Origin of the sequence: Streptomyces sp. NPDC050625 (genome assembly GCF_040654755.1) — a bacterium.
Classification (GTDB): domain Bacteria; phylum Actinomycetota; class Actinomycetes; order Streptomycetales; family Streptomycetaceae; genus Streptomyces.
In genome coordinates this window covers 511,491-532,332 of sequence record NZ_JBFAIQ010000003.1, presented here as the reverse complement: position 1 = coordinate 532,332, position 20,842 = coordinate 511,491, and the positions used below count along the sequence as shown (strand labels likewise).

The following is a 20,842-nucleotide window of genomic DNA, read 5'->3' as shown; positions in this document are numbered from 1 at the left end:
ACCGTCCCCGGGGTGGTGTAGACCAGTTGGCGGACGGTTCCGCTGTCGTGAACGCCATCATTCGGGACGTACGACATGACCGCTCGCGAAGATGGGCCAACTGTGGGTTACTGCGACAAAGCGGTTCGGATCAGGGAGAAGGATCATGGCCACCAAGGCTGAGAAGATCGTCGCCGGGCTCGGCGGCATCGACAACATCGAGGAGATCGAGGGCTGCATCACCCGCCTGCGGACCGAGGTCTCCGACCCCTCGCTGGTCGACGACGCCGCCCTGAAGGCCGCCGGCGCCCATGGCGTCGTCAAGATGGGCACGGCCATCCAGGTCGTCATCGGCACCGACGCCGACCCGATCGCCGCGGAGATCGAAGACATGATGTGAGCCCCGCCGCTCACCCCGAAGGGGCTCTTTCCGACAGGGGGAGGGGCCCCTTCCTCATGTGCGGCTAGGCTCGTCGCCATGTCTCGAATCGACGGCCGCACCCCCGACCAGCTCCGCCCGATCACCATCGAACGTGGCTGGAGCAAGCATGCCGAGGGCTCCGTCCTCGTCTCCTTCGGCGACACCAAGGTCTTCTGCACCGCCTCGGTCACCGAAGGCGTCCCGCGCTGGCGCAAGGGCAGCGGCGAGGGCTGGGTCACCGCGGAGTACGCCATGCTGCCCCGCGCCACGAACACCCGCGGCGACCGCGAGTCGGTCAAGGGCCGGATCGGCGGCCGTACGCATGAGATCTCCCGCCTCATCGGCCGCTCCCTGCGGGCGGTCATCGACTACAAGGCGCTCGGCGAGAACACCATCGTCCTGGACTGCGACGTCCTCCAGGCCGACGGCGGCACGCGTACGGCGGCCATCACCGGCGCCTATGTGGCCCTGGCCGACGCGGTCACCTGGGCCCAGGGCAAGAAGCTGATCAAGGCCGGTCGCCAGCCGCTGACCGGCACGGTCTCCGCGGTCTCGGTCGGCATCGTCGGCGGGATCCCCCTCCTCGACCTCTGCTACGACGAGGACGTGAAGGCCGAGACCGACATGAACGTCGTCTGCACCGGCGACGGCCGCTTCGTCGAGGTCCAGGGCACCGCCGAGGCCGAGCCCTTCGCCCGCGAGGAGCTCGACGCCCTGCTCGACCTGGCCGTGACCGGCTGCACGGAGCTCTCCCGCCTCCAGCGCGCGGCACTGGAAGCAACCCTGGAGAAGAAGTAAGCGGCCCTGGATAAGGAAGTAAGCGGCCCTGGATAAGAAGTAAAGGGAGCCCCAAAAGACGAGGCGGTGGACGGCAACCCGGTCGGCCTCCCCGGCGTCCCTATGGGTACGGGCGCACGGCACACCGCCGTGCGCTCGGCCTACGAGGGAGAGGGACCAACACCATGGGCGCGAGCCGACACCGACGTCGAGGCCGTATCACCGCCATCGCCGCCACCGTGGCCGCCGTAGCGCTCACCGCGGGCCTCACCACCGGCTGCGACGCCGTCAACAAGGCCCTGGACTGCGTCCAGACCGCCGACTCCATCGCGGACAGCGTGACCGACCTCCAGCAGGCGGTGGAGAACGCGGCCAACGATCCGACGCAGACCGACGAGTCCCTCAACTCGATCCAGAAGAACCTCGACAAGATCGGCGACAAGACGGACAACGCCGATGTCAACAAGGCGGTCGACGACCTCCGCAAGGCGGTCGACAACGTCCGTCAGGCGATCAAGAACGGCGACGAGACCCCGGACATCGGCCCGGTCACGGACGCGGCGGGCGAACTGACCAAGGTCTGCACCCCGTAGCGAGCGCCGGGGCAGGTCGTGGGGCCAGGGATACTGAACCCCATGACCCGCCTGATCCTCGCCACCCGCAACGCCGGAAAGATCACCGAGCTCCGCTCGATCCTCGCCGCGGCAGGCCTGCCGCACGAGCTGGTCGGAGCCGACGCGTTCCCCGACATCCCCGATGTCCCGGAAACGGGAGTGACGTTCGCCGAGAACGCCCTCCTCAAGGCCCACGCCCTGGCCCGGGCCACCGGTCTGCCGGCGGTGGCCGACGACTCCGGCCTCTGCGTGGACGTCCTGGGCGGCGCCCCCGGCATCTTCTCCGCCCGCTGGGCCGGCAACCACGGCGACGACAAGGCCAATCTGGACCTCCTGCTGGCCCAGCTCTCGGACATCGCCGACGAACACCGGGGCGCCCACTTCGCCTGCGCCGCGGCTCTCGCCCTGCCGGACGGGACGGAGCGGGTGGTCGAGGGCCGGTTGACCGGGACCCTGCGGCACACTCCGAGCGGCACCAACGGCTTCGGATACGACCCGATCCTCCAGCCGGAGGGGGAGTCGCGGACGTGCGCCGAGCTGAGCCCCGAGGAGAAGAACGCGATCAGCCACCGGGGCAAGGCGTTCCGCGCCCTGGTGCCCGTCGTGACGGAGTTGCTCGGTCGGTAAGGAGCTGGTGCGGCCGGAGGGACTCGAACCCTCACGGGAGTTACCCCACTGGGACCTAAACCCAGCGTGACTGCCAATTCCACCACGGCCGCCCGGTGCTGCCCGGCCATGCTAGCGGCCGGGCAGCGTGGTCAGACGCCCAGATCCTTGATGATCTTTGCCACGTGGCCCGTCGCCTTCACGTTGTAGAGGGCGCGTTCGACCTTGCCCTCCTCGTCGACGACGACCGTGGAGCGGATGACACCGACGACCGTCTTGCCGTACAGCTTCTTCTCGCCGAAGGCGCCGTAGGTCTCCAGGACCTGCTTGTCGGGGTCGGCGAGGAGGGTCACCTTCAGGGACTCCTTCTCGCGGAACTTGGCCAGCTTCTCCGGCTTGTCGGGGGAGATGCCGATCACGTCGTAACCCGCGCCCGCCAGGACCTCCAGGTTGTCCGTGAAGTCGCAGGCCTGCTTGGTGCAGCCGGGGGTGAGGGCCGCGGGGTAGAAGTACACGATGACCTTGCGGCCCTTGTGGTCGGCCAGGGACACCTCGTTGCCGTCGGCGTCGGGCAGGGTGAAGTCGGGGGCCACGTCCCCGGGCTGGAGTCGCTCGCTCATCGGACCAGAGTAACGGGGGGTCCTGACAGTGCGGCGGCGTGTGAAGCTGACAGACTGTCCAGAACAGCATCGAGGACTTCGGAGGCCGTACGGTGGCGGAGACGTCGGACACCAGAACCCCGGCGCAGATCGAGGCGGACATCAAGCGCCGTCGCGAGGTGCTGGCGGAGACGCTGGACGAGATCGGGGTGCGGGTGCATCCGAAGACGATCGTGGGCGACGCCAAGGCGAAGGTCGTCGCCAACGTCGACCACACCCTCGGCCGCGCCTACGTCCAGGTCAACCGCGTGGTGAGCGAGGTGCGGGCGCAGTTCGTGGACGAGGAGGGCGCCCCCCGGGTCGAGCGCATCGTGCCCGTCGCGCTCCTTGCCGTCGGGGTCGTGGGGCTGCTCGCGTTCGGCACCCGGCGCCGCAAGAGCTGACCCGGTCGCGTACGCAGGCGTAAAAGGCAGGTAGGTTCGAAGGCGTGAGCGCCAAGAGAAATGACCCCAGCACCCACCACGACAAGCTGCCCATCCGCATGCTGCACGACCGCGTGCTCGTGCGGCAGGACACCAGTGAGGGCGAGCGGCGTTCGGGCGGCGGCATCCTGATCCCCGCCACGGCGGCGGTCGGGCGGCGGCTGGCCTGGGCCGAGGTGGTGGCGGTCGGGCAGAACGTGCGGACGGTGGAGCCGGGCGACCGCGTCCTGTACGACCCGGAGGACCGGGCCGAGGTCGAGGTCCGCGGCACCGCGTACGTGCTCATGCGGGAACGCGATCTGCACGCCGTGGCGGCGGACCGGTTCGAAGGGTCGGAGGACTCCACGGGCCTGTACCTCTGAATCAACGGCGAAGAGGGCTGGTGACCATGGTCACCAGCCCTCTTCTCATTGCCTTGCTAAGGTCGAAAGAAGCCCGACGAGACGCGCCGTACCGGGATGGATGTACGCAAAGACGACGCACCCCCTGTCCGTCATTACGTACGCCCCGGAGGTGCCCCATGGCCTGGGTCCTGCTCGTCGTCGCCGGTCTGCTGGAGGTCGGCTGGTCGATCGGAATGAAGTACACCGACGGCTTCACCCGGCCCGTCCCCAGCGTCCTCACCGGCGCCGGCATCGTCGCCAGCATGCTGCTGCTGTCCTACGCCGCCCGGTCACTGCCCATCGGTACCGCCTACGGCGTGTGGGTGGGCATCGGGGCCGCCGGTGCGGCGGTGCTCGGCATGGTGGTGCTGGGGGAGCCGGCGACCGCCGCCCGGATCTTCTTCGTGTGTCTGCTGCTGGTCGCCGTGGTGGGGCTGAAGGCGACCTCCGGTCACTGACGGGTCAGTGACCGGAGGCTGACCGGTCGGCGACCGGTCACCGCCTGCTCGTCACTGCCTCCTCGTCGCGGCCTGCGGGCCCGCGACGGTGCCTCCCGTGGTGCCTCCCGGGGTGCCCCCGGTCGTGCCCCCGTCCGTGCCGCCGGTGGTTCCACCGGTGGTGGTGCCGCCGTCGGTCGTGCCTCCGGTCGTGCCGTCGGTGGTCGTCCCGCCGTCGGTCGTGCCTCCCGTCGTGTCGCCGCCGGTCGTGGGGGTGCCGCCGGTGGCCGTGCCGTCCGTCGGGGTCGCGGTCGTGCCGCCGTTGTCCTGGCCCTGGGTCTGCCCCTGGTCCTGGCCGCCGTCGGTGGTGCCGCCGTTGTCCTGGCTGCCGGTGGTGCCCGGCTGGGTCGGCGCCTGCGAGCTCGGGGCCTGGACCTCGGCGCCCTGCTGCAGTTCGAGGTCGAACTCGGTGGCGGGCTTCCCCTCCAGGGCGGCCTTCGTGTACTGGGCCCAGATGTCGGTGGGCGCCCCGCCGCCGTTGATGCGCGGCAGCCCCATCACGCCGTACAGCGACCTGTGGGCGGCCGTCACCGGGTCCTGGCCCATCACGGAGACGACCGTGGCCAGATCGGGCGTGTAGCCCGCGAACCAGGCCGCCGTGTCCTCCTCCGCGGTGCCGGTCTTGCCCGCCGCGGGGCGGCCGGCGTTCTGCGCGGCGGTCGCGGTGCCCGTCTGCACCACGCTCTGCAGGATCGACGTCGTGGTGTCGGCGGCCTCACGGCTGACGCCCTGCTCGGTCTGCCCGCCGGGCAGCTCGACCTCGTCCTTGCCGTCCTTGGTGATCTTCTCGATCATCGTGTACGTGCCGTGCTTGCCATGGTTGGCGAGCGTGGCGTACGCCTCCGCCATGTCCAGCACGCTCGCGGTGGCGGTGCCCAGGGCGATGGACGGGTACGGGTTCAGGTCCTTGGTGTCGGACGGGATGCCGAGGTCGACCGCGGTCTGCTTGACCTTGGCGGGGCCCACGTCGACGGCCATCTGCGCGTACACCGAGTTGACCGAGAGGTTGGTGGCCTGCCGCACCGTGATCTGCCCGTACGACTTGGAGTCCTCGTTCTCGGGGGCGTACGCGCCACCGCTCCAGCCCTGTACGGGCCGCTGGTTGGTGCCGTCGTAGTAGGTGTTCGGCGAGATCGGCTGGCCGTCCTGGGTCGTGGAGGCGTTCTGCACCGCCGAGGTGAACACGAAGGGCTTGAACGTGGAGCCGACCTGGAAGTCGCCCCGGGTCGCGCCGTTCGTGTACTGCTTCACGTAGTCGACGCCGCCGTACATCGCGACGACCTTGCCGGTCTTCGGGTCGACGGAGGCGCCGCCCGCGCGGACGTAGTTGTCGACCTTGCGGTTCTTCTTGTCCAGCTTGTCCATCAGCTGGTCGTTGACCGCCTTGACGAAGGCGTTCTGCTTGTCCTTCTGCAGGGTCGTGGTGATGCGGTAGCCGCCGCCCTCCAGGGCGTCCGCGTCGATGACCTTGTTCGTGGTGAGGTAGTGCTTGATCGCGTCCACGATGTAGCCGCGCTGGCCCGACAGGCCGGTGGAGACGGTCTGCTCCTTCGGCATCGGGAACTTCATGCCGGCCCGCTCGGACTTGCCGAGCCAGCCCTTGGTGACCATGCCGTCCAGGACGTAGTTCCAGCGGGCCACGGCCGCGGACTTGTTCTCCGGGTGCGCGACGACGTCGTACTCGCTGGGCGCGTTGACCAGCGCGGCGAGGTAGGCGGCGCGGGCCGGGTCCAGGTCGGTGGCGTCCACGCCGTAGTAGGCCTGGGCGGCGGCCTGGATGCCGTAGGCGTTGCGGCCGAAGTAGCTCGTGTTGAGGTAGCCCTCCAGGATGTCGTCCTTCGACTTGTTGCGGTCCAGCTTGATCGAGATGAAGAACTCCTTGGCCTTACGGGTGACCGTCTGTTCCTGGGCCAGGTAGTAGTTCTTCACGTACTGCTGGGTGATCGTCGAGCCGGACTGCTTGCCCTTGCCGGTCGCGGTGTTCCAGGCCGCGCGGATCATCGCCTTGGGGTCGATGGCCGACTCGGTGTAGAAGTCCCGGTCCTCGGCGGCCAGTACGGCGTGCTGGGCGTCCTTGGAGATCTGCGCGAGGGTGACGTTCTCCCGGTTGATCTCGCCGTCACGGGCCAGTTGGGAGCCGTCCGCGTACAGGTAGACGTTGCTCTGCTTGGTGGCGAGCGCGTTGGCGGGCGGGATCTTCACCATCGAGTAGCCGAGGAAGAACAGCCCGATGATCAGCAGCACACCGATGAGGAAGGTACCGAGCACCATCCGCCAGGTGGGGATGATCCGCCGCCACCCGGTGCGCTTGGGCCGCTTGGGCTTCTTGCCCTTGCCGGGGGCCCCCGGGGCCACCGGGCCGGCGGGGGTGCCGGCGTCCGCGGGGCGAACGGGGGCGACGGCGCTCCGCGCGTTCGCCGGGTTTGCCGCGGTCGCGGGGTTGGCGGTGGTCCGTGCGTTTGCCGCGGTCGCGGGGTTGGCGGTGGTCCGTGCGCCTGCGGCGGTCGCGGGGTTGGCGCCAGTCCGTGGATTGACGGCGCCCGCACCACGCGCAACGCCGGCAGCGCCTGCCGCGCCCGCGATGCCTGCCCCGCCGGCAGCGCCTACCGCGCCGACTGCACCCGCGCCGCGCGCTGCGTTGCCGGCGTTGCCCGCAGCCCCGGGGGCCTTGCCGATCGGCGGGTTGTCCTTGATCGGCGTGAGCCGGGTGGTTTCGTCCGTCAGCGGCGGCTTGGCCGTCGGGGCGCTCTCCTTGATCCGCGCGAGCTGGGTGGTGTCGTCGGCGCCGGGGCTTGCCGCGCCGGCCGCACCTGCGGCACCCGGGCCGCGGGGTGCACCTGCGCCGCCCGCCGCGCCTGCCGCGCCAGCTGTCCCTGCCGCGCCAGCGCTGCCCGCCGCGCCAGCGCTGCCCGCCGTGCCAGCGCTGCCCGCCGCGCCAGCGCTGCCCGCCGCGCCAGCGCCGCGTGCCGCGCCCGCCGCGCCCGGGCCGCGCGCTGCGCCTGCCGCGTCGGCCGAGCCCGCAGCACCCGCCGAGCCCGCAACACCCGCCGCGCCGGCCGAGCCCGCGGCGCGCGCCGCGTTGCCCGCAGCCCCAGGGGCCTTGCCGGTCGGCAGGTCGTCCTTGATCGGCGTCAGTCGGGTCGTCTCGTCCGTCAGTGGGGGCTGGGCCGTCGGGGCGTTCTCCTTGATCCTCGCGAGGCGGCTGGTGTCGACGTTGCCCGGCCCGGAGGGCTCCGCGGCCCGTGCCTTCGGGACCGTACCGGCCTTCTCGGCCGGTCTGCCCCCCTGCTCGGCGGGCTCTTCGGCCGCCGTCGGCTGCGTCGTCGCACCGCCTTCGTTCGGCTGTTGCGGCTGCGGCTGCGGCTCGTCGCTCATGTCGTGCACGGACTCCTGTTATCGCCTCGTACGTTGCCGTACGCCCTCATACGCCATCTGCGCCCCCCGGATGAAGACTCTCGCACCAAGCGTTCCGTTCCCGGATTCCGGCACGCGTCCCGGACAGAAAATGCGTGGCACGCCGCGTCGGTCCCGGACTAGGCTCCTGCGCTTCGGTGTCGTGCGGTCGGGGAGGTTGACTGGCGTGGGCGCGGGACGGTTGTACGGGGCCGTCGCTGCGGGGGGTTTCAGACGGTACGCGACGTATCGGGCGGCCACGGCGGCAGGGGTGTTCACCAACACGGTCTTCGGCCTGATCCTCGTCTACACCTATCTCGCCCTGTGGGACGAGAAACCGCACCTGGGAGGCTATGACCAGGCGCAGGCGATCACTTACGTGTGGTTGGGGCAAGCGCTGCTGTCGACCCTGGCGATCGGGGGTGGCGGCGTCGAGGACGAGCTCATGGAACGCATTCGTACGGGTGACATCGCGATCGACCTGTACCGCCCCGCCGACCTGCAACTGTGGTGGCTGTCCGCGGACTTGGGCAGGGCCCTGTTCCAACTCATGGGCAGGGGAGTGATCCCCTTCGTCTTCGGCGCGCTGTTCTTCCCGGTGGCGCTGCCCTCGGACGCGGGAACCTGGGCCGCCTTCCTCGTCGCCGTCCTGCTGGCGATGCTGGTCGGCTTCGGGATCCGCTTCCTGGTGGGGCTGAGCGCGTTCTGGCTGCTGGACGGCACCGGGGTGGCGCAGGCGGCGTGGATCACGGGCTTCTTCTGCTCCGGGATGGTGCTGCCGCTGAACGTCTTCCCGGGCGCGATCGGCGAGGTCGTACGGACCCTGCCCTGGTCCTCGCTGCTGCAGGCCCCGGCCGACGTACTGCTCGGGCAGGCCGATCCCTGGGGCGTCTTCCTCTTCCAGGCGGCCTGGGCGGCGGCGCTGCTCGCGCTGGGGCGGCTCGTGCAGTCGAGGGCGACGCGGCGGGTGGTGGTGCAGGGTGGCTGAGATCAACCGGGTCGCCGACGGGATGCGCGCCTACCGGATGATCGCCGCGATGTGGATCCGCTCCACGATGGCGTACCGGACGTCCTTCGTGATGACGACGGTCGCCAACTTCACCGCGACCGCCCTCGACTTCGTGGCGATCCTGCTGATGTTCTCCCGCGTGGACGCGCTCGGCGGCTACGCGCTGCCCGAGGTCGCCTTCCTGTACGGCCTGTCCAGTACGGCCTTCGGGCTGGCCGATCTGGTGATCGGCTCGATGGAACGGCTGGGGCGCCGGGTGCGCGACGGCACCTTCGACACCCTCCTGGTCCGTCCTGCGCCGGTGCTGGCGCAACTGGCCGCCGACCGGTTCGCGCTGCGCCGCCTGGGCCGGGTGACGCAGGGCTCGCTGGTGCTCGGCTACGCACTGACGGCCGTCGACATCGAGTGGACCCCGCTGAAGCTGCTGCTGATGCCGGTGACGGTGATCAGCGGTGCCGCGATCTTCAGCGCTGTGTTCGTGGCCGGCGCGGCCTTCCAGTTCGCGGCGCAGGACGCGTCCGAGGTGCAGAACGCGTTCACCTACGGCGGCACCACGCTGCTGCAGTACCCGCCCACCGTCTTCGCGAAGGACCTGGTGCGCGGGGTGACCTTCGTGCTGCCGCTGGCCTTCGTCAACTGGCTGCCCGCAACCTACGTCCTGGGGCTGCCGTCTCCACTGCACCTGCCGCAGTGGACGGCCTTCGCGCCGCCGCTCGTGGCGGTGGGGTGCTGCGCGCTGGCGGGAGCGGCATGGCGGGCGGGACTTCGGTCGTATCGGAGTACGGGGAGCTGAGGACCCATGGACAGTGACGTCATCGAGGAATTGACCCAGGACGCGACCGAGGACTTCATCGAACTCGACCGCGTCGAGAAGATCTTCGACGTGCGCAAGAAGACCGGCTTCCTCAAGCGGGAGCGCCGGGAGGTACGGGCGGTGGACTCGATCTCCTTCACCGTGGCGCGCGGCGAGATGGTCGGCTACATCGGCCCCAACGGCGCGGGCAAGTCGACGACGATCAAGATGCTCACGGGCATCCTGACCCCGAGCGGCGGCCGCCTGCGCGTGGCCGGCATCGACCCCTCCCGCGAACGCGCCCGCCTGGCACACCGCATCGGCGTGGTGTTCGGGCAGCGGACCACGCTGTGGTGGGACCTTCCGCTGATCGACTCCTACCGGCTGGTGCACCGCATGTACCGGATCCCGGACCGGCGTTACCGCGAGAACCTGGACCGCTGTGTCGAACTCCTCGAACTCGCCGACCTGTTGGACGTCCCCGTCCGCCAGCTCTCCCTCGGCCAGCGCATGCGCGGCGACATCGCGGCGGCGCTGCTGCACGACCCCGAGGTGCTCTACCTCGACGAGCCGACGATCGGCCTGGACGTCATCTCCAAGGCCAAGGTCCGTGGTTTCCTGCGGGAGTTGAACACCGAGCGCGGCACCACGGTGCTGCTGACCACGCACGACCTCCAGGACATCGAGCAGCTCTGCTCCCGGGTGATGGTCATCGACCACGGCCGGCTGATGTACGACGGCCCGCTCGCCGGGCTGCACGAGGTGGGGGCGAGCGAGCGGACGCTGGTGGTGGACCTGGAGCGGGAGCTGCCGCCCGTGGAGGTGCCGCCGGCCCGCGTGGTGAAGGTGGAGGGCCCGCGGCAGTGGCTGGCCTTCCCGGCGTCCGAGTCGGCGGCGCCGCTGGTGGCGCGGGTGGCGGCGGAGTATCCGCTGGTGGATCTGTCGGTGCGGGAGCCCGACATCGAGGCGGTGATCGCGAAGATGTACGCCGACAAGGCCACCGCATAGTGCCCGGCGCGGGGAACTCGTAGGCTGCCCTCCATGACCGACGATGCCCCGGAACTGCGTGCCTCCGACGCCGATCGTGAACGAGTCGCCGAGGTCCTGCGGGACGCCCTCGCGGAAGGGCGGCTCGACATGGAGGAGTTCGAGGAGCGGCTGGAGGAGACGTACAAGGCGCGTACCTACCGCGAGCTGGCGCCCATCACCCGGGACCTGCCGGGACCCGACGTGGCGGCCCCTCCCGTCGTCTCCCTGCGCAAGGACCCCGTGGAGAGCGGGAGTTGGGCGGGCCGGATCACCGGCAGCGAGGGCTCGCCCGCCTGGGCGGTCGCGATCATGTCCGGTTTCCAGCGCAAGGGCCGCTGGACCATGCCGAAGCGGCTCAACTGCTTCACCTTCTGGGGCGGCGGCGAGATCGATCTGCGGGAGGCGGACTTCGCGGACCGCGAGGTGGAGATCAACTGCGTCGCGATCATGGGCGGGGTGCAGGTCATCGTGCCGCCCGGGGTCGAGGTCGTCGTGCGGGGCATCGGCATCATGGGCGGCTTCGACCATCGCGAGGAGGGCGTGGGGGCCGAGCCGGGCGCCCCGCGGGTGATCGTGAGCGGCTTCGCCTTCTGGGGCGGGGTCGGGGTGGAGCGCAAGGTGACGCGGGCCGAGCGGCAGCGGCTGAAGGAGGAGCGCCGCCAGGAGAAGCTGGACCGCAAGACGGCGCGCAAGGAACTGGAGAGCTCCTTCCGGGACGACATCCAGGATGCCCACCGCAGGATGCTCGAAGGCCACCGCGACCTGCTGCGGGAGCGCCACGAAGAGCGCCGCGAGCGGCACGAGGAGCGCCGCGAGCGCCAGCGGGAGCGCCGGGAGGAGCGGCGGCGCAGGCGCGGGGACTGGTGAGTGGCGGGCGCGGGGACCACTGAGGCGCCGCAGCCGCGAAGGGACCGCTGAGGGACCGCTGAGCGGGGCCGCCGTACCGGCTACAGCTCCGCCTGCCCTGCGCCCTTCAGCTCCCGCAGGTCGAAGACGTCCGCCATCTTCCGGAAGCCCTCGTCGCTGGGGTGGAGATGGTCGCCCGAGTCGTAGTCGGGGCGGAGCCTGCGTGGGTTGTACGGGTCACGCAGTGCGTGGTCGAAGTCGACCACCGCGTCGTAGACCTGCCCGGCCCGGATCCGGGCGTTGACCTGCTGCCGTACCGCCTCCCGGGCGGGCGAGTACCCGCGGTGGCCCTGGAAGGGCATCAGGGTGGCGCCGACGACCTTGAGCCCGCGGGCGTGGGCCTGGCGGACGAGGGTGCGCAGGCCGTCGGTGATCCGGTCGGGGTCGGCGAGGCGCGGGTTCCTGAGGATGTCGTTGACGCCCAGCTCGATGACGACGACCTTGACGTTCGTACGGGAGAGCACGTCCCGGCCGAAGCGGCCGAGCCCGCTCTGGTTGTCGGCGGGCCGCCCGAGTCCGTTCGCGAGCACCTGGTTGCCGCTGATGCCCTGGTTGACGACGCTGTAGCGGGGCACGTCCCGGCGGCCGTCGGCGAGCGCCGTGCGCAGCCGCTCCGAAAGGACGTCCGTCCAGCGGTGGTTGGCGCCCTCGGTGGAGGTGATCCCGTCGGTGATCGAGTCGCCGAACACGACGACCGTGCCGTCGGACTCGTTGCTCAGCACGTCGAGGGCCGTCAGATAGCGCCAGTACGGCGTCTGTTCGGTGTACGCGGCGGCGGCCGGGTCCTCCGTGTGGTCGCCCTGCGCGACGTACGACACCTGCCGAGCGTGCGGGTGGTAGGTGACCGGTCCCGACGGGACGGGGGAATACGTGGTGACCAGCACGTCCGTCTCGCGCGGCAGCGCGATGCGCACGGCGTCGCTCAGCACCTGCCCGCTCGCCGGTATGACCACGTCGGGGCGGCCGCCGAAGGTGAGCCGGCGCATCGTCTGTGCCGCGGCCGCCGCGGTGCCGTCGCCGGCCGCGACCGCGATCGAGGCGTGGCTGATGGTCAGCGGCGCCTGGCCGTAGAGATTGGACAGCGTGATCCGGGCACTCGTACCCCCGGTGCTCGCGTGCACGACGTTGCGCACCGAACGCCCCACCAGCCCGTCGGTCTCGGTGCCCGGCTCGGCGCCCACCGGGGAGGTCGACCAGGAGCCGACCCAGGTGCCGGTCGAGGCGGGAGCGGCCGCGGCGTCGTGGTGCGGGCGGCCCGCGCCGGTGCCGTCGGGCGGGACGCCGTCGTCGGCCGCGACCGTGACGAAGATGGCGGCGCACAGGGCCACGACCAGCGCGAGCACGGCACTGAGCAGGGCATAGCCATGACGCCTGGTCATGCTGGTGTTGTTCTCCTCGGGCACTGGGAGCCCGGGGCTCCGATCTGTTGTGTCCATGATGCGACATGGGTCCGGGAGAACTGACAGGACCCTGTCCAAACCCCCTTTCTGACAGACGCCGGGAACTCCTGTTCCGTTCCAGGAGTCGGTCAGGAAGGGACAATGTGTGAGGGATCACCGAGCGGGTGGAGCAGATGGAACGTACGGAAACGACTGATACGGAAGTGGCAACGGCACCACGGACCAGCGCCCCGTCCTACAAGTCCATGAGCGCCTTCACCCCCGCCGACGAGGAGCGGCAGCGCGGAGTACGGCGCATGAAACTCACGGCGACCGGGATGCTGCTGTTCGTGGCGGTGGTGTACGCCCTCGCCAAATGGGCTTCCGGCCAGGGCGCCGGCCCCTGGTCGGACTACGTGGCCGCGGCCGCCGAGGCCGGCATGGTCGGCGCCCTGGCGGACTGGTTCGCGGTCACCGCGCTCTTCCGCCACCCCCTCGGCGTGCCCATTCCGCACACCGCGATCATCCCCAACAAGAAGGATCAGCTGGGCGTCTCCCTGGGCGAATTCGTCGGCGAGAACTTCCTCTCCGAGGACGTCGTACGGCAGCGGTTGCGCGCCGTCGGCATCGGCAGCCGCCTGGGCGCCTGGCTGGCGGAGCCGGAGCACGCCGACCGGGTGACGGCCGAGCTGGCCACGGCCCTGCGCGGCGCCCTCACGGTCATGCGCGACTCCGACGTCCAGGCGGTGGTCGGCGAGGCGATCACCCGCCGCGCCGACGCCCAGGAGATCGCGCCCGGCATAGGGAAGATGCTGGAGAAGGTCGTCGCAGACGGCGGCCACAAACGGTTCGTCGATCTCGTCGTCGCCCGGGCCCACGACTGGCTCGTCCTGCACGACGACCAGGTCATGGACGCCGTCCAGGGCGGCGCCCCCGGCTGGACCCCGCGCTTCGTCGACAAGAAGGTCGGCGAACGCGTCTACAAGGAGCTGCTCCGCTTCTGCGCCGAGATGCGCGACATGCCCTCCCACCCCGCCCGCGGCGCCCTCGACCGCTTCCTCACCGACTTCGCCTCCGACCTCCAGTCCGACACCGACACCCGCGCGCGCGTCGAGCGGCTCAAGGGCGAGGTGCTGGGCCGTGGCGAGGTCCAGGACCTGATCGCGTCCGCCTGGACGGCCGTACGATCCATGATCGTCTCCGCGGCCGAGGACGAGCGCAGCGAGCTGCGCCTACGAGTCCGCGCCTCCCTCCTGTCCCTGGGAGCCCGGATGGCCACCGAACCCAAGGTCCAGAACAAGGTCGACAGCTGGGTCGAGGGCGCCGCGGTGCACGTCGTGACGACCTACCGCAAGGAGATCACCTCCCTGATCACCGACACGGTGGCCAGCTGGGACCCCGAACACACCACCCGCAAGATCGAGGCCCACATCGGCCGCGACCTCCAGTTCATCCGAATCAACGGCACGGTGGTCGGCTCACTGGCGGGCCTGCTGATCTACACGATCTCGCGGGGGTTGGGGGCGTAACTCCGGCGATGGGGGCTGCCTAACTGCGGGCAGTCGTGCCTCCCCCAAGCTCTTCGAGCAGGGGGGACCCCCAGGCGGCACAGGTGGGCGCAGCGGCACCCCGATAGCGCCGGGCTGCGCGACCCACCCCCGCCCGGCACCAGCACAGGGCACCTACTCAGCCGAGCCCCCATGCCCTCGCCGCCGCAGCAGAAGCAGCCCTCCAGCAACGGCAGTGACCCCCGCAGCAGCGGTCAGGCCCACGACGCCTCCGGCCCCGGTGGCGGCAAGGTCACGCCCACCGCCGTTCCCGGCCGCGGCAGCCGACGGAGTACCCCCCGACTGCGCCCGAGTACCGCCCCCCGAGCCACCCCCCGAAGCCTCCCCCACCCCCACAACCCCGCGATCCCGAGTGAACGCCAACGTCCCAAACCCAAGCTGGTCGTACCCCCCACTGTTGGGCCCATAGTCCCCACCCCCACCCTCGGGCGAAGCCTTGGCCGCGATCCGGGTGACATACGACGCGGACAACCCCCGCCGCTTCGCGTAATGGTTGGCGATCATCGCCCAGATCGGCCGGGTCATCGCCGGATCCACACCCGCCGCCGCGCTGGCGCTCTCCGTCCCCGACCACCCGTGCAGCGCCCCCTTCTTACGCGTGTTGGGCGTGTACGGCACATCGCCACCAAGACTCCACTTGGCCACGTACTGCGCCCCCTTGAGGAACCGGCTGTCGTCATAGCCGTACAGATCGATCCCCTGATTCCAGGCCATCTCGCACACGGTGCCCATCAGCCCGACACCCAGCAGCGCATGCCCCTGGTCACGCCCGGCCTCCACCCACTCGGCGAGCCCGTCGTCGTACACGACCGGAATGGCGTTGCGGACGGACCCCATCCCCGCACCGTGCTTGAAGTACTCCACCGCCCGCTCCACCTTGGCGTGGTCGTCGCAGAAGATGCCGACGGCCAGAACACAAGCGAGGTCTGCGAGATCCCAGTTGGGCCAGTAATTGGTGACGACGGCGTCGTTGTGCCGGGCGAGGAAGGACTCACTGAGGGGATGGAAGACATCGAGCAGCACCCTCCTCACCCCGTCCAGGTCGAAGTCCGGGTGGTCGCGGACGAGTTCGGCGGCATTGGCGAACTGGTAGCCGTACAGCCCCGCCGCGAGGAACCGGTCCGCGGACCCGCCGATCGAAGTCAGCTTCGCCGACCAGGCGTTGAGGATCGCCACGGCGGTGTCGGCGTGCGCGCTGCCTCCGCTGTCTCCGCTGCCTCCGCTGACGTGGTGGCGGAGGGCGTTCTGGTACGCGGCGTGGATGTCGTTGTAGAGGATCGCGTAGTTCTGTGGGCTGCCCGCTCCCCGGTACACCGTCGCCTGCGGATTGGCCCGCCAGCCGCTCTGCGCATGCCGGTTGGCGGTCAGCTTGGCGAAGCCCGCCGTGCAGGGCGCGGCTCCCGCCTTCACCTTGGCGGTCATGCGGTCCAGATCGGTACGGGTGTGCAGCAGGCCGGGGTGTGCGAAGGCGTTCGCGGCAGCGGCGGGGGTGGCTGTGACACCGGCCGCACCGGCGGCGGCACCCACGACGGCGGCCCCGGCTCCCATGGCCTTCAGCATGTTCCGGCGGCTGATCTCTAGAGTCACGTGCATGCCGGGGAGACGGGCCGGGGCGGGAGCCGATAACGGAAACTCAGGCGCCCGTGGTCGACCCCGGCCGCACGATCATCAGGATCGTGACCGTGGCCCACAGCAGGTTGAACAGCCCCGTGAACATAGCGAGCCGCACGGTCGCCTCCAGGGTGCCGCCGCCCTCGACGAGCGCGCTCTGCCGGGGCAGCACCAGCGCCACCAGTACGAGCGCGGCGAGGGCCGTCAGCGCGATCGACACGATCAGCCAGGCATCGCCGAGCACACCCATATTGCTCGCGGTGGCGAACCCGAAGACGGGAACGACGACGCCGACGACGCCGTACACCCGGCATATCCGGTGCAGCAGCCCGACGGTCTCCGTCGCCCGCGGATCGTCCGGGGACTCCAGGGCGCGGCGGGCGGCGGGCGGGAACATGCTGGCCGCGACGGTGACGGGTCCGACGGCGACGATGGCCGCGAGCACGTGCACGGCGAGGAGGAACTTGGTCACGGGGTGACGCTAGACGGCATGTGGATCTTGCAGAAGTGGCAGTACTGCCAGGAGCCAACGGATTCCAGCCACCTTGACGGTCGCGGCCCCAGGCAGAGGCCACCCCTGGGCAGTCCCGCTTGGCGACAATCCGTCGTAGAGCTATCTTCTTGCCATGCACACCGTGGCCGTACTGGCGCTGGACCAGGTCATCCCGTTCGACCTCACCGCCGCGATCGACGCCTTCGGCTGGGCCCGGCTGCCGGACGGCCGGCCCGCCTACCGGGTGCGGGTGTGCTCGCCCGTGGAGGAGGTGAGCGTGGCGGCCGGGGCGTTCACGGTGCGGGCGCCGTACGGGCTGGAGGAGCTGGCCGAGGCCGACACGATCATCCTGCCCGGGGTCGCCGACCCCACGGTCCCGCCGACGCCGGAGGTCGCGCAGGCGGTGCGCGCCGCGGCGGCGAACGGCACGCGCATCGCCTCGATCTGTGTGGGCGCGTTCGTCTTCGCGGCGACGGGCCTGCTGGACGGGCTGCGCGCCACGACGCACTGGGCCGCGGCCCGGGACCTGGCCGCGATGCACCCGGAGGTGACCGTCGACCCGAACGTCCTGTACGTCGACAACGGACAGTTCCTCACCTCGGCGGGTGCGGCCGCCGCGATGGACATGTGTCTGCACATGATCCGTACGGACCACGGTTCGGCGGTCGCCGCGCACGCCGCCCGCATGTGCGTCATGCCCCTCGAACGGGAGGGCGGGCAGGCCCAGTTCATCGTCCACGATCAGCCCCCGGCCCCGGCCGGCGCGACCCTGGAGCCGCTGCTGGGCTGGCTGGAGGACAACTGCGACCGGGACTTCACCCTGGACGAGATCGCCGCTCGGGCGGGCATGAGCACCCGTACCCTCAACCGCCGCTTCCGCGAACAGACCGGCACGACGCCCTTGCAGTGGCTGCACCGGACGCGGGTACGGCGTGCGCAGTACCTGCTGGAGAACACCGCGCACCCCGTCGAACGCATCGCCACCCAGGCGGGCTTCGGCTCCCCGACGGCCTTCCGGGAACGGTTCCGGCGGGTGGTGGGGACGAGCCCGCAGGCGTACCGACGGGCGTTCAAGCGGACGGAGGGACAGCCGCCACCGACCGCCTGAGCCCCCTGCTGTCACGCCTCGCCATCAGCCCCGGCGGTCGGCGACGGCCCAGGAGGCCACGGCGACGGCGCTCGCGACGCCGAGGACGGACGGCCAGGCGCCGACCTTCTTGGCCAGCGGGTGCGACCCGGCGAAGGCGGCGACATACGCGGCGCTCAGCGCCCCCGCGGCCTTCGCACCGGCCTGCGCCCGCCACTGCTGAGCGGCGGCCGCCCCGGCGACGGCCAGCACGACCCCGCCCAGCGGCCGCTTCTTGGTCCAACGGGCAACGCCGTACCCCCCGACGAGCCCGCCCGCGGCAATCACCGAGCTGGGAACCCTAGCCATACCTGCCTCCTTCTGTCCTTGTCCGGTGCCTTGAGGCTAACGCCGACGCGGGGCCGTACCGTCCACGGGCGCGGACGGACCGGACCGGGCAAAGACGCGCACCAGGCTTGGATCGTTGAAGGCCGTGATACGAGCGATCCGCGCCCCGATCAGGGTCAGAACCTGGACGCCGTAAGCCTCGTACAGACCGCCACCCACATGCTTGTGGACGACGAGGGCGGGCTGCCCGTTGGCCCGGGTGGGCACCATCCGCCACCGGCCCCCGCGCAGGACCCGACCGCTCAGGAAGCCGATGACGGCCTGCCGCCCGGTGAACCAGGTGGGGATCGGCGGCATCTCCATCTCGACGTCGGCCCGCAACAGCTCCACCAGCGCGTCGGCATCGGCGCGGGTGAACGCGTCGACATAACGGTCGAGCAGCTCCCGTAGCGCCGCCTCGTCCGGCTCGCCCAAGTCGTCCTCGACCGGCCCGGCCTCGGCCAGCCGGACCCGAGCCCGACGCAGCGCACTGTCGACGGCGGCGGTCGTCGTATCGAGGATCTCGGCGACCTCGACCGTCCGGAAGGCCAGCACGTCGCGCAGGGTCAGCACGGCCCGCTGCCGCGCGCTCAGCAGCTGTAGCGCGGCGATGAAGGCGAGCCGCACTCCGCTCCGCCCGGCCACGACGGCAGCCGGGTCTCCGGCGCCGAACAGCGAGTCGGGCGCCGGCTGGAGCCATGGCACCGAAGGATCACGGTCGGCCACGGCAACCCGGTGATCGTCCGAGGGTGCGCCCAGCCCTGACGGGAGCGGTCGCCGGGACCGCGTTTCCAGGGCGGTGAGACAGGCCATGGTCGCGATCTTGTATAGCCACCGCCGCACCGAGGAGCGCCCCTCGAACCGCCCGTACCCCCGCCAGGCCCGCAGATAGGTCTCCTGCACCAGGTCCTCGGCGTCGTGAATCGACCCGAGAATCCGGTAGCAGTGCGCGAGCAACTCGGGCCGATAGGGCTCGGCCAGAGCGGCGAAGTCGGTATGGGAGGTATAGGAGGCATGGGACGGCATCGCGGCCACTCCCCGTGGTGCGGCGAATTCCATTGTCACGCGATTCAGTCGAGCGGGCGCAGCCCGGCACCGCTGACCCGGTACTCCGCCGCGCTGCCGGAGTCTCCGGCGACGTGGACGACGGCCTTGGCGACCTGCTCAGGACTGAGAATCGACTCGAGCCCTTCCACAAAGGTGTCCGGGTCGACCCCCTGCCGGGCGGCATACCCCGCGACCCCGACGGAGCCGAGCCCGGTGGCTGGCGTCAGCTGTGGAAGCAGCGCAACGAACCGAATACCGAGCCCACCCCGCTCCGACTCCTCCGCCGCATACCCCCGCATGTACCGGATGGCCTGCTTGGCACTGGCGTACCCACCACTCAGCGGGGACCCGGCCAGAGCGGCCCCACTCGACATGGCGACGACGACACTCCCCGGCGCCAGCGGCTCCAGCAGCGCGGCCCGCATCCAGAGGAACGCGTGCCGGGCATCGACGTGCCAGTTCCGACTGAACGTCTCCCAGGTCTGCTCCTCCAGGGGAGCCATGTGCGGGGTGGCCCCGGCGTTGAGCACGAGCAGCCCGGGCCGGTACTCACGGATCACGTCCCGCACCAGACCCTCATCGGTGGCATCGCCGACGACGGCCGTAAACCCCTCACCGAGCACGTCCCGCACGGAACGCAGCTCCCCTTCATCACGGGCGACGCCAACGACACGGGTCCCCCCGGCGACGAGGGCGGCGGCAATGGCCCGCCCGAAGCCACGGCTGGCACCGGTGACGACGGCGGTCTCAAAGGTTGTCTCGGACATCAGGCACTCCCAGTGGGTAGCAGCGTGCGTTCCACATCAAGACCAGGGACCACCGCAAAATCCGTCGCCGAACGCAAAAAAACCTCCGCCACCCACCCGCAAGCCGCTGGGCGGCCCGGACCGCAACCCACGGCTGGACAGCAGACGCACCTCTACAAGACCGTGGCACGGTGAACGACCTCGACTGCGACCACGACGACCCCGCTCAGTACCCGACTGACGACGCCCTGGACCTGGACCGAGCCCTGACGATCGCGACGGACCTCGCCGCCTGGGCATCGGAGACGATCCGCCACCCGCGTGCCGGCGGAGTACGAGAGAAGGCAGGCCCGGCGGACATCGTCACGCAGACGGACGAGACGATCGAGACCCACGTCCGCACGGTCCTACGATCGGCCTTCCCGACCCACGGCATAGAGGGCGAGGAGTACGGCACCCACGCGCCGGCCACCCCGAACGCCCCGTACTGGGTGGTGGACCCGGTGGACGGCACCACGAACTACGCCCACGGCATCGGCTGGTGCTCCTTCTCCCTGGGCCTGGCAGCCCCCGACGGCACACCCTTGCTCGGCGTGGTAGCAGACCCCTGGCGCGGAGAGACGTTCACGGCGATCCGAGGCAGAGGCGCCCACCTGAACGGCACCCCCATCCAGGCAGCCACCCACACCACCCTCACGGGCCACATCTTCCTCACGGAATGGGCAGCCCACGCCCACTGGCCGGGCCTGGACTCCCTTCTGGCGGCCCTGTCACACCGCCACTGCACGACAAGGGTGATGGGCTCGACGGCACTCTCCCTGTCCCAGGTAGCCGCAGGCCGAGCCACCGCCGCGGCGATCGGCGAATTCCACGCGGTGGACGGGCTACCGGCATACCTGATCGGAACGGAGGCGGGAGCGGTAGCACTCCCGCCCGTACCCGCGTACGACGAGCCGTTGCTGTTGTCGGCGCCTGGGGTGGCGGAGGAGATGGCGGAGCTGTGGCGCGCTGCCCAGGGCGCCGAGGCATGACCGCGAACGGACGCTCACGACACGAC

22 protein-coding genes, 1 tRNA gene and 1 riboswitch are annotated in these 20,842 nt (G+C 70.7%); of the genes, 14 read left to right on the top strand and 9 right to left on the bottom strand.

Translation table 11 applies throughout. The features are described from left to right. Positions 1-145 precede the first annotated feature (145 nt). The 4 genes from AB0I54_RS09930 to rdgB all read left to right on the top strand — a co-directional run bounded on the left by AB0I54_RS09930 (position 146) and on the right by rdgB (position 2,418). Complete coding sequence (locus AB0I54_RS09930; protein WP_067243776.1) at positions 146-379, top strand: PTS glucose/sucrose transporter subunit IIB; 234 nt, start codon at positions 146-148, stop codon at positions 377-379. Positions 380-457: 78 nt separating this feature from the next. Beyond that, positions 458-1,198 (top strand): ribonuclease PH, encoded by a 741-nt coding sequence (gene rph / locus AB0I54_RS09925; RefSeq protein WP_363295409.1) that lies wholly within the window; start codon positions 458-460, stop codon positions 1,196-1,198. A gap of 164 nt (positions 1,199-1,362) precedes the next feature. After that, the gene (locus AB0I54_RS09920; RefSeq protein ID WP_363295408.1) at positions 1,363-1,770 is read left to right on the top strand and encodes a hypothetical protein; all 408 of its coding nucleotides are present in this window, start codon (positions 1,363-1,365) and stop codon (positions 1,768-1,770) included. A gap of 42 nt (positions 1,771-1,812) precedes the next feature. Beyond that, a complete protein-coding gene (gene rdgB, locus AB0I54_RS09915; RefSeq protein WP_363295407.1) occupies positions 1,813-2,418 on the top strand; it encodes an RdgB/HAM1 family non-canonical purine NTP pyrophosphatase in 606 nt (201 codons plus the stop codon). Positions 2,419-2,423: 5 nt separating this feature from the next. Here the strand turns inward: rdgB and AB0I54_RS09910 are convergent. Both AB0I54_RS09910 and bcp read right to left on the bottom strand, forming a co-directional pair. Further along, positions 2,424-2,510, bottom strand: a tRNA-Leu gene (locus AB0I54_RS09910). 39 nt (positions 2,511-2,549) lie between these two features. Next, entirely contained in the window at positions 2,550-3,017 is a 468-nt protein-coding gene (bcp, locus tag AB0I54_RS09905; RefSeq protein ID WP_363295406.1) for a thioredoxin-dependent thiol peroxidase, read from the bottom strand. A gap of 92 nt (positions 3,018-3,109) precedes the next feature. Here bcp and AB0I54_RS09900 point away from each other — a divergent pair, with 92 nt between their 5' ends. From AB0I54_RS09900 to AB0I54_RS09890, 3 genes are all read left to right on the top strand, one after another. Then, positions 3,110-3,439 (top strand): DUF3618 domain-containing protein, encoded by a 330-nt coding sequence (locus AB0I54_RS09900; protein WP_263209192.1) that lies wholly within the window; start codon positions 3,110-3,112, stop codon positions 3,437-3,439. 44 nt (positions 3,440-3,483) lie between these two features. Further along, positions 3,484-3,840: a co-chaperone GroES gene (locus AB0I54_RS09895; protein WP_363295405.1), complete on the top strand. Its 357-nt coding sequence runs from the start codon at positions 3,484-3,486 to the stop codon at positions 3,838-3,840. 47 nt (positions 3,841-3,887) lie between these two features. Then, a riboswitch (guanidine-III (ykkC-III) riboswitch) is annotated at positions 3,888-3,962 on the top strand. 36 nt (positions 3,963-3,998) lie between these two features. After that, on the top strand, positions 3,999-4,319 hold the full coding sequence (locus AB0I54_RS09890) for a multidrug efflux SMR transporter (RefSeq protein WP_363295404.1): 321 nt from the start codon (positions 3,999-4,001) through the stop codon (positions 4,317-4,319). Positions 4,320-4,370: 51 nt separating this feature from the next. Here AB0I54_RS09890 and AB0I54_RS09885 read toward each other — a convergent pair whose 3' ends face one another. After that, entirely contained in the window at positions 4,371-6,629 is a 2,259-nt protein-coding gene (locus tag AB0I54_RS09885; protein WP_363295518.1) for a transglycosylase domain-containing protein, read from the bottom strand. 1,309 nt (positions 6,630-7,938) lie between these two features. Here AB0I54_RS09885 and AB0I54_RS09880 point away from each other — a divergent pair. The 4 genes from AB0I54_RS09880 to AB0I54_RS09865 are packed head-to-tail and all read left to right on the top strand — an operon-like array spanning position 7,939 to position 11,449. Next, entirely contained in the window at positions 7,939-8,739 is an 801-nt protein-coding gene (locus AB0I54_RS09880; protein ID WP_363295403.1) for an ABC-2 family transporter protein, read from the top strand. 22 nt (positions 8,740-8,761) lie between these two features. Continuing rightward, positions 8,762-9,553: an ABC transporter permease gene (locus tag AB0I54_RS09875; protein WP_363295517.1), complete on the top strand. Its 792-nt coding sequence runs from the start codon at positions 8,762-8,764 to the stop codon at positions 9,551-9,553. Between the two features lie 6 nt (positions 9,554-9,559). Then, positions 9,560-10,561, top strand: a complete 1,002-nt coding sequence (locus AB0I54_RS09870) for an ATP-binding cassette domain-containing protein (protein WP_363295402.1) — start codon at positions 9,560-9,562, stop codon at positions 10,559-10,561. 33 nt (positions 10,562-10,594) lie between these two features. After that, entirely contained in the window at positions 10,595-11,449 is an 855-nt protein-coding gene (locus AB0I54_RS09865) for a DUF1707 domain-containing protein (RefSeq protein ID WP_363295401.1), read from the top strand. 80 nt (positions 11,450-11,529) lie between these two features. On the opposite strand, the gene AB0I54_RS09860 is transcribed toward AB0I54_RS09865, so the two are convergent. Beyond that, entirely contained in the window at positions 11,530-12,867 is a 1,338-nt protein-coding gene (locus AB0I54_RS09860; RefSeq protein WP_363295400.1) for an SGNH/GDSL hydrolase family protein, read from the bottom strand. Positions 12,868-13,133: 266 nt separating this feature from the next. Here AB0I54_RS09860 and AB0I54_RS09855 point away from each other — a divergent pair, with 266 nt between their 5' ends. After that, on the top strand, positions 13,134-14,396 hold the full coding sequence (locus tag AB0I54_RS09855) for a DUF445 domain-containing protein (RefSeq protein WP_363295399.1): 1,263 nt from the start codon (positions 13,134-13,136) through the stop codon (positions 14,394-14,396). 153 nt (positions 14,397-14,549) lie between these two features. Here AB0I54_RS09855 and AB0I54_RS09850 read toward each other — a convergent pair whose 3' ends face one another. After that, a complete protein-coding gene (locus AB0I54_RS09850) occupies positions 14,550-16,028 on the bottom strand; it encodes a Tat pathway signal sequence domain protein (protein WP_363295398.1) in 1,479 nt (492 codons plus the stop codon). Positions 16,029-16,068: 40 nt separating this feature from the next. After that, on the bottom strand, positions 16,069-16,518 hold the full coding sequence (locus tag AB0I54_RS09845) for a hypothetical protein (RefSeq protein WP_363295397.1): 450 nt from the start codon (positions 16,516-16,518) through the stop codon (positions 16,069-16,071). A 154-nt stretch (positions 16,519-16,672) separates the two neighbouring features. Between AB0I54_RS09845 and AB0I54_RS09840 the strand changes: the two genes are divergently transcribed. Then, positions 16,673-17,647 carry a helix-turn-helix domain-containing protein gene (locus AB0I54_RS09840; RefSeq protein WP_363295396.1) on the top strand — a complete coding sequence of 325 codons (975 nt, stop codon included), beginning with the start codon at positions 16,673-16,675 and terminating at the stop codon, positions 17,645-17,647. 24 nt (positions 17,648-17,671) lie between these two features. On the opposite strand, the gene AB0I54_RS09835 is transcribed toward AB0I54_RS09840, so the two are convergent. The 3 genes from AB0I54_RS09835 to AB0I54_RS09825 are packed head-to-tail and all read right to left on the bottom strand — an operon-like array spanning position 17,672 to position 19,806. Then, the gene (locus AB0I54_RS09835) at positions 17,672-17,974 is read right to left on the bottom strand and encodes a hypothetical protein (protein ID WP_363295395.1); all 303 of its coding nucleotides are present in this window, start codon (positions 17,972-17,974) and stop codon (positions 17,672-17,674) included. A 36-nt stretch (positions 17,975-18,010) separates the two neighbouring features. Next, a complete protein-coding gene (locus AB0I54_RS09830) occupies positions 18,011-19,018 on the bottom strand; it encodes a sigma-70 family RNA polymerase sigma factor (RefSeq protein WP_363295394.1) in 1,008 nt (335 codons plus the stop codon). Between the two features lie 44 nt (positions 19,019-19,062). Continuing rightward, positions 19,063-19,806, bottom strand: coding sequence for an SDR family oxidoreductase (locus tag AB0I54_RS09825; protein ID WP_363295393.1), 744 nt, complete (start codon positions 19,804-19,806; stop codon positions 19,063-19,065). A 170-nt stretch (positions 19,807-19,976) separates the two neighbouring features. Between AB0I54_RS09825 and AB0I54_RS09820 the strand changes: the two genes are divergently transcribed. Then, positions 19,977-20,816 carry an inositol monophosphatase gene (locus AB0I54_RS09820; RefSeq protein ID WP_363295392.1) on the top strand — a complete coding sequence of 280 codons (840 nt, stop codon included), beginning with the start codon at positions 19,977-19,979 and terminating at the stop codon, positions 20,814-20,816. Positions 20,817-20,842 lie beyond the last annotated feature (26 nt).

Coding starts and splice junctions, on each gene's coding strand:
- AB0I54_RS09930 (WP_067243776.1), top strand. CDS start 146: ATGGCCACCAAGGCTGAGAAGATCGTCGCCGGGCTCGGCGGCATCGAC.
- rph (WP_363295409.1), top strand. CDS start 458: ATGTCTCGAATCGACGGCCGCACCCCCGACCAGCTCCGCCCGATCACC.
- AB0I54_RS09920 (WP_363295408.1), top strand. CDS start 1,363: ATGGGCGCGAGCCGACACCGACGTCGAGGCCGTATCACCGCCATCGCC.
- rdgB (WP_363295407.1), top strand. CDS start 1,813: ATGACCCGCCTGATCCTCGCCACCCGCAACGCCGGAAAGATCACCGAG.
- bcp (WP_363295406.1), bottom strand. CDS start 3,017: ATGAGCGAGCGACTCCAGCCCGGGGACGTGGCCCCCGACTTCACCCTG.
- AB0I54_RS09890 (WP_363295404.1), top strand. CDS start 3,999: ATGGCCTGGGTCCTGCTCGTCGTCGCCGGTCTGCTGGAGGTCGGCTGG.
- AB0I54_RS09885 (WP_363295518.1), bottom strand. CDS start 6,629: ATGGTGCTCGGTACCTTCCTCATCGGTGTGCTGCTGATCATCGGGCTG.
- AB0I54_RS09875 (WP_363295517.1), top strand. CDS start 8,762: ATGCGCGCCTACCGGATGATCGCCGCGATGTGGATCCGCTCCACGATG.
- AB0I54_RS09870 (WP_363295402.1), top strand. CDS start 9,560: ATGGACAGTGACGTCATCGAGGAATTGACCCAGGACGCGACCGAGGAC.
- AB0I54_RS09865 (WP_363295401.1), top strand. CDS start 10,595: ATGACCGACGATGCCCCGGAACTGCGTGCCTCCGACGCCGATCGTGAA.
- AB0I54_RS09860 (WP_363295400.1), bottom strand. CDS start 12,867: ATGACCAGGCGTCATGGCTATGCCCTGCTCAGTGCCGTGCTCGCGCTG.
- AB0I54_RS09855 (WP_363295399.1), top strand. CDS start 13,134: ATGAGCGCCTTCACCCCCGCCGACGAGGAGCGGCAGCGCGGAGTACGG.
- AB0I54_RS09850 (WP_363295398.1), bottom strand. CDS start 16,028: ATGCACGTGACTCTAGAGATCAGCCGCCGGAACATGCTGAAGGCCATG.
- AB0I54_RS09840 (WP_363295396.1), top strand. CDS start 16,673: ATGCACACCGTGGCCGTACTGGCGCTGGACCAGGTCATCCCGTTCGAC.
- AB0I54_RS09835 (WP_363295395.1), bottom strand. CDS start 17,974: ATGGCTAGGGTTCCCAGCTCGGTGATTGCCGCGGGCGGGCTCGTCGGG.
- AB0I54_RS09830 (WP_363295394.1), bottom strand. CDS start 19,018: ATGCCGTCCCATGCCTCCTATACCTCCCATACCGACTTCGCCGCTCTG.
- AB0I54_RS09825 (WP_363295393.1), bottom strand. CDS start 19,806: ATGTCCGAGACAACCTTTGAGACCGCCGTCGTCACCGGTGCCAGCCGT.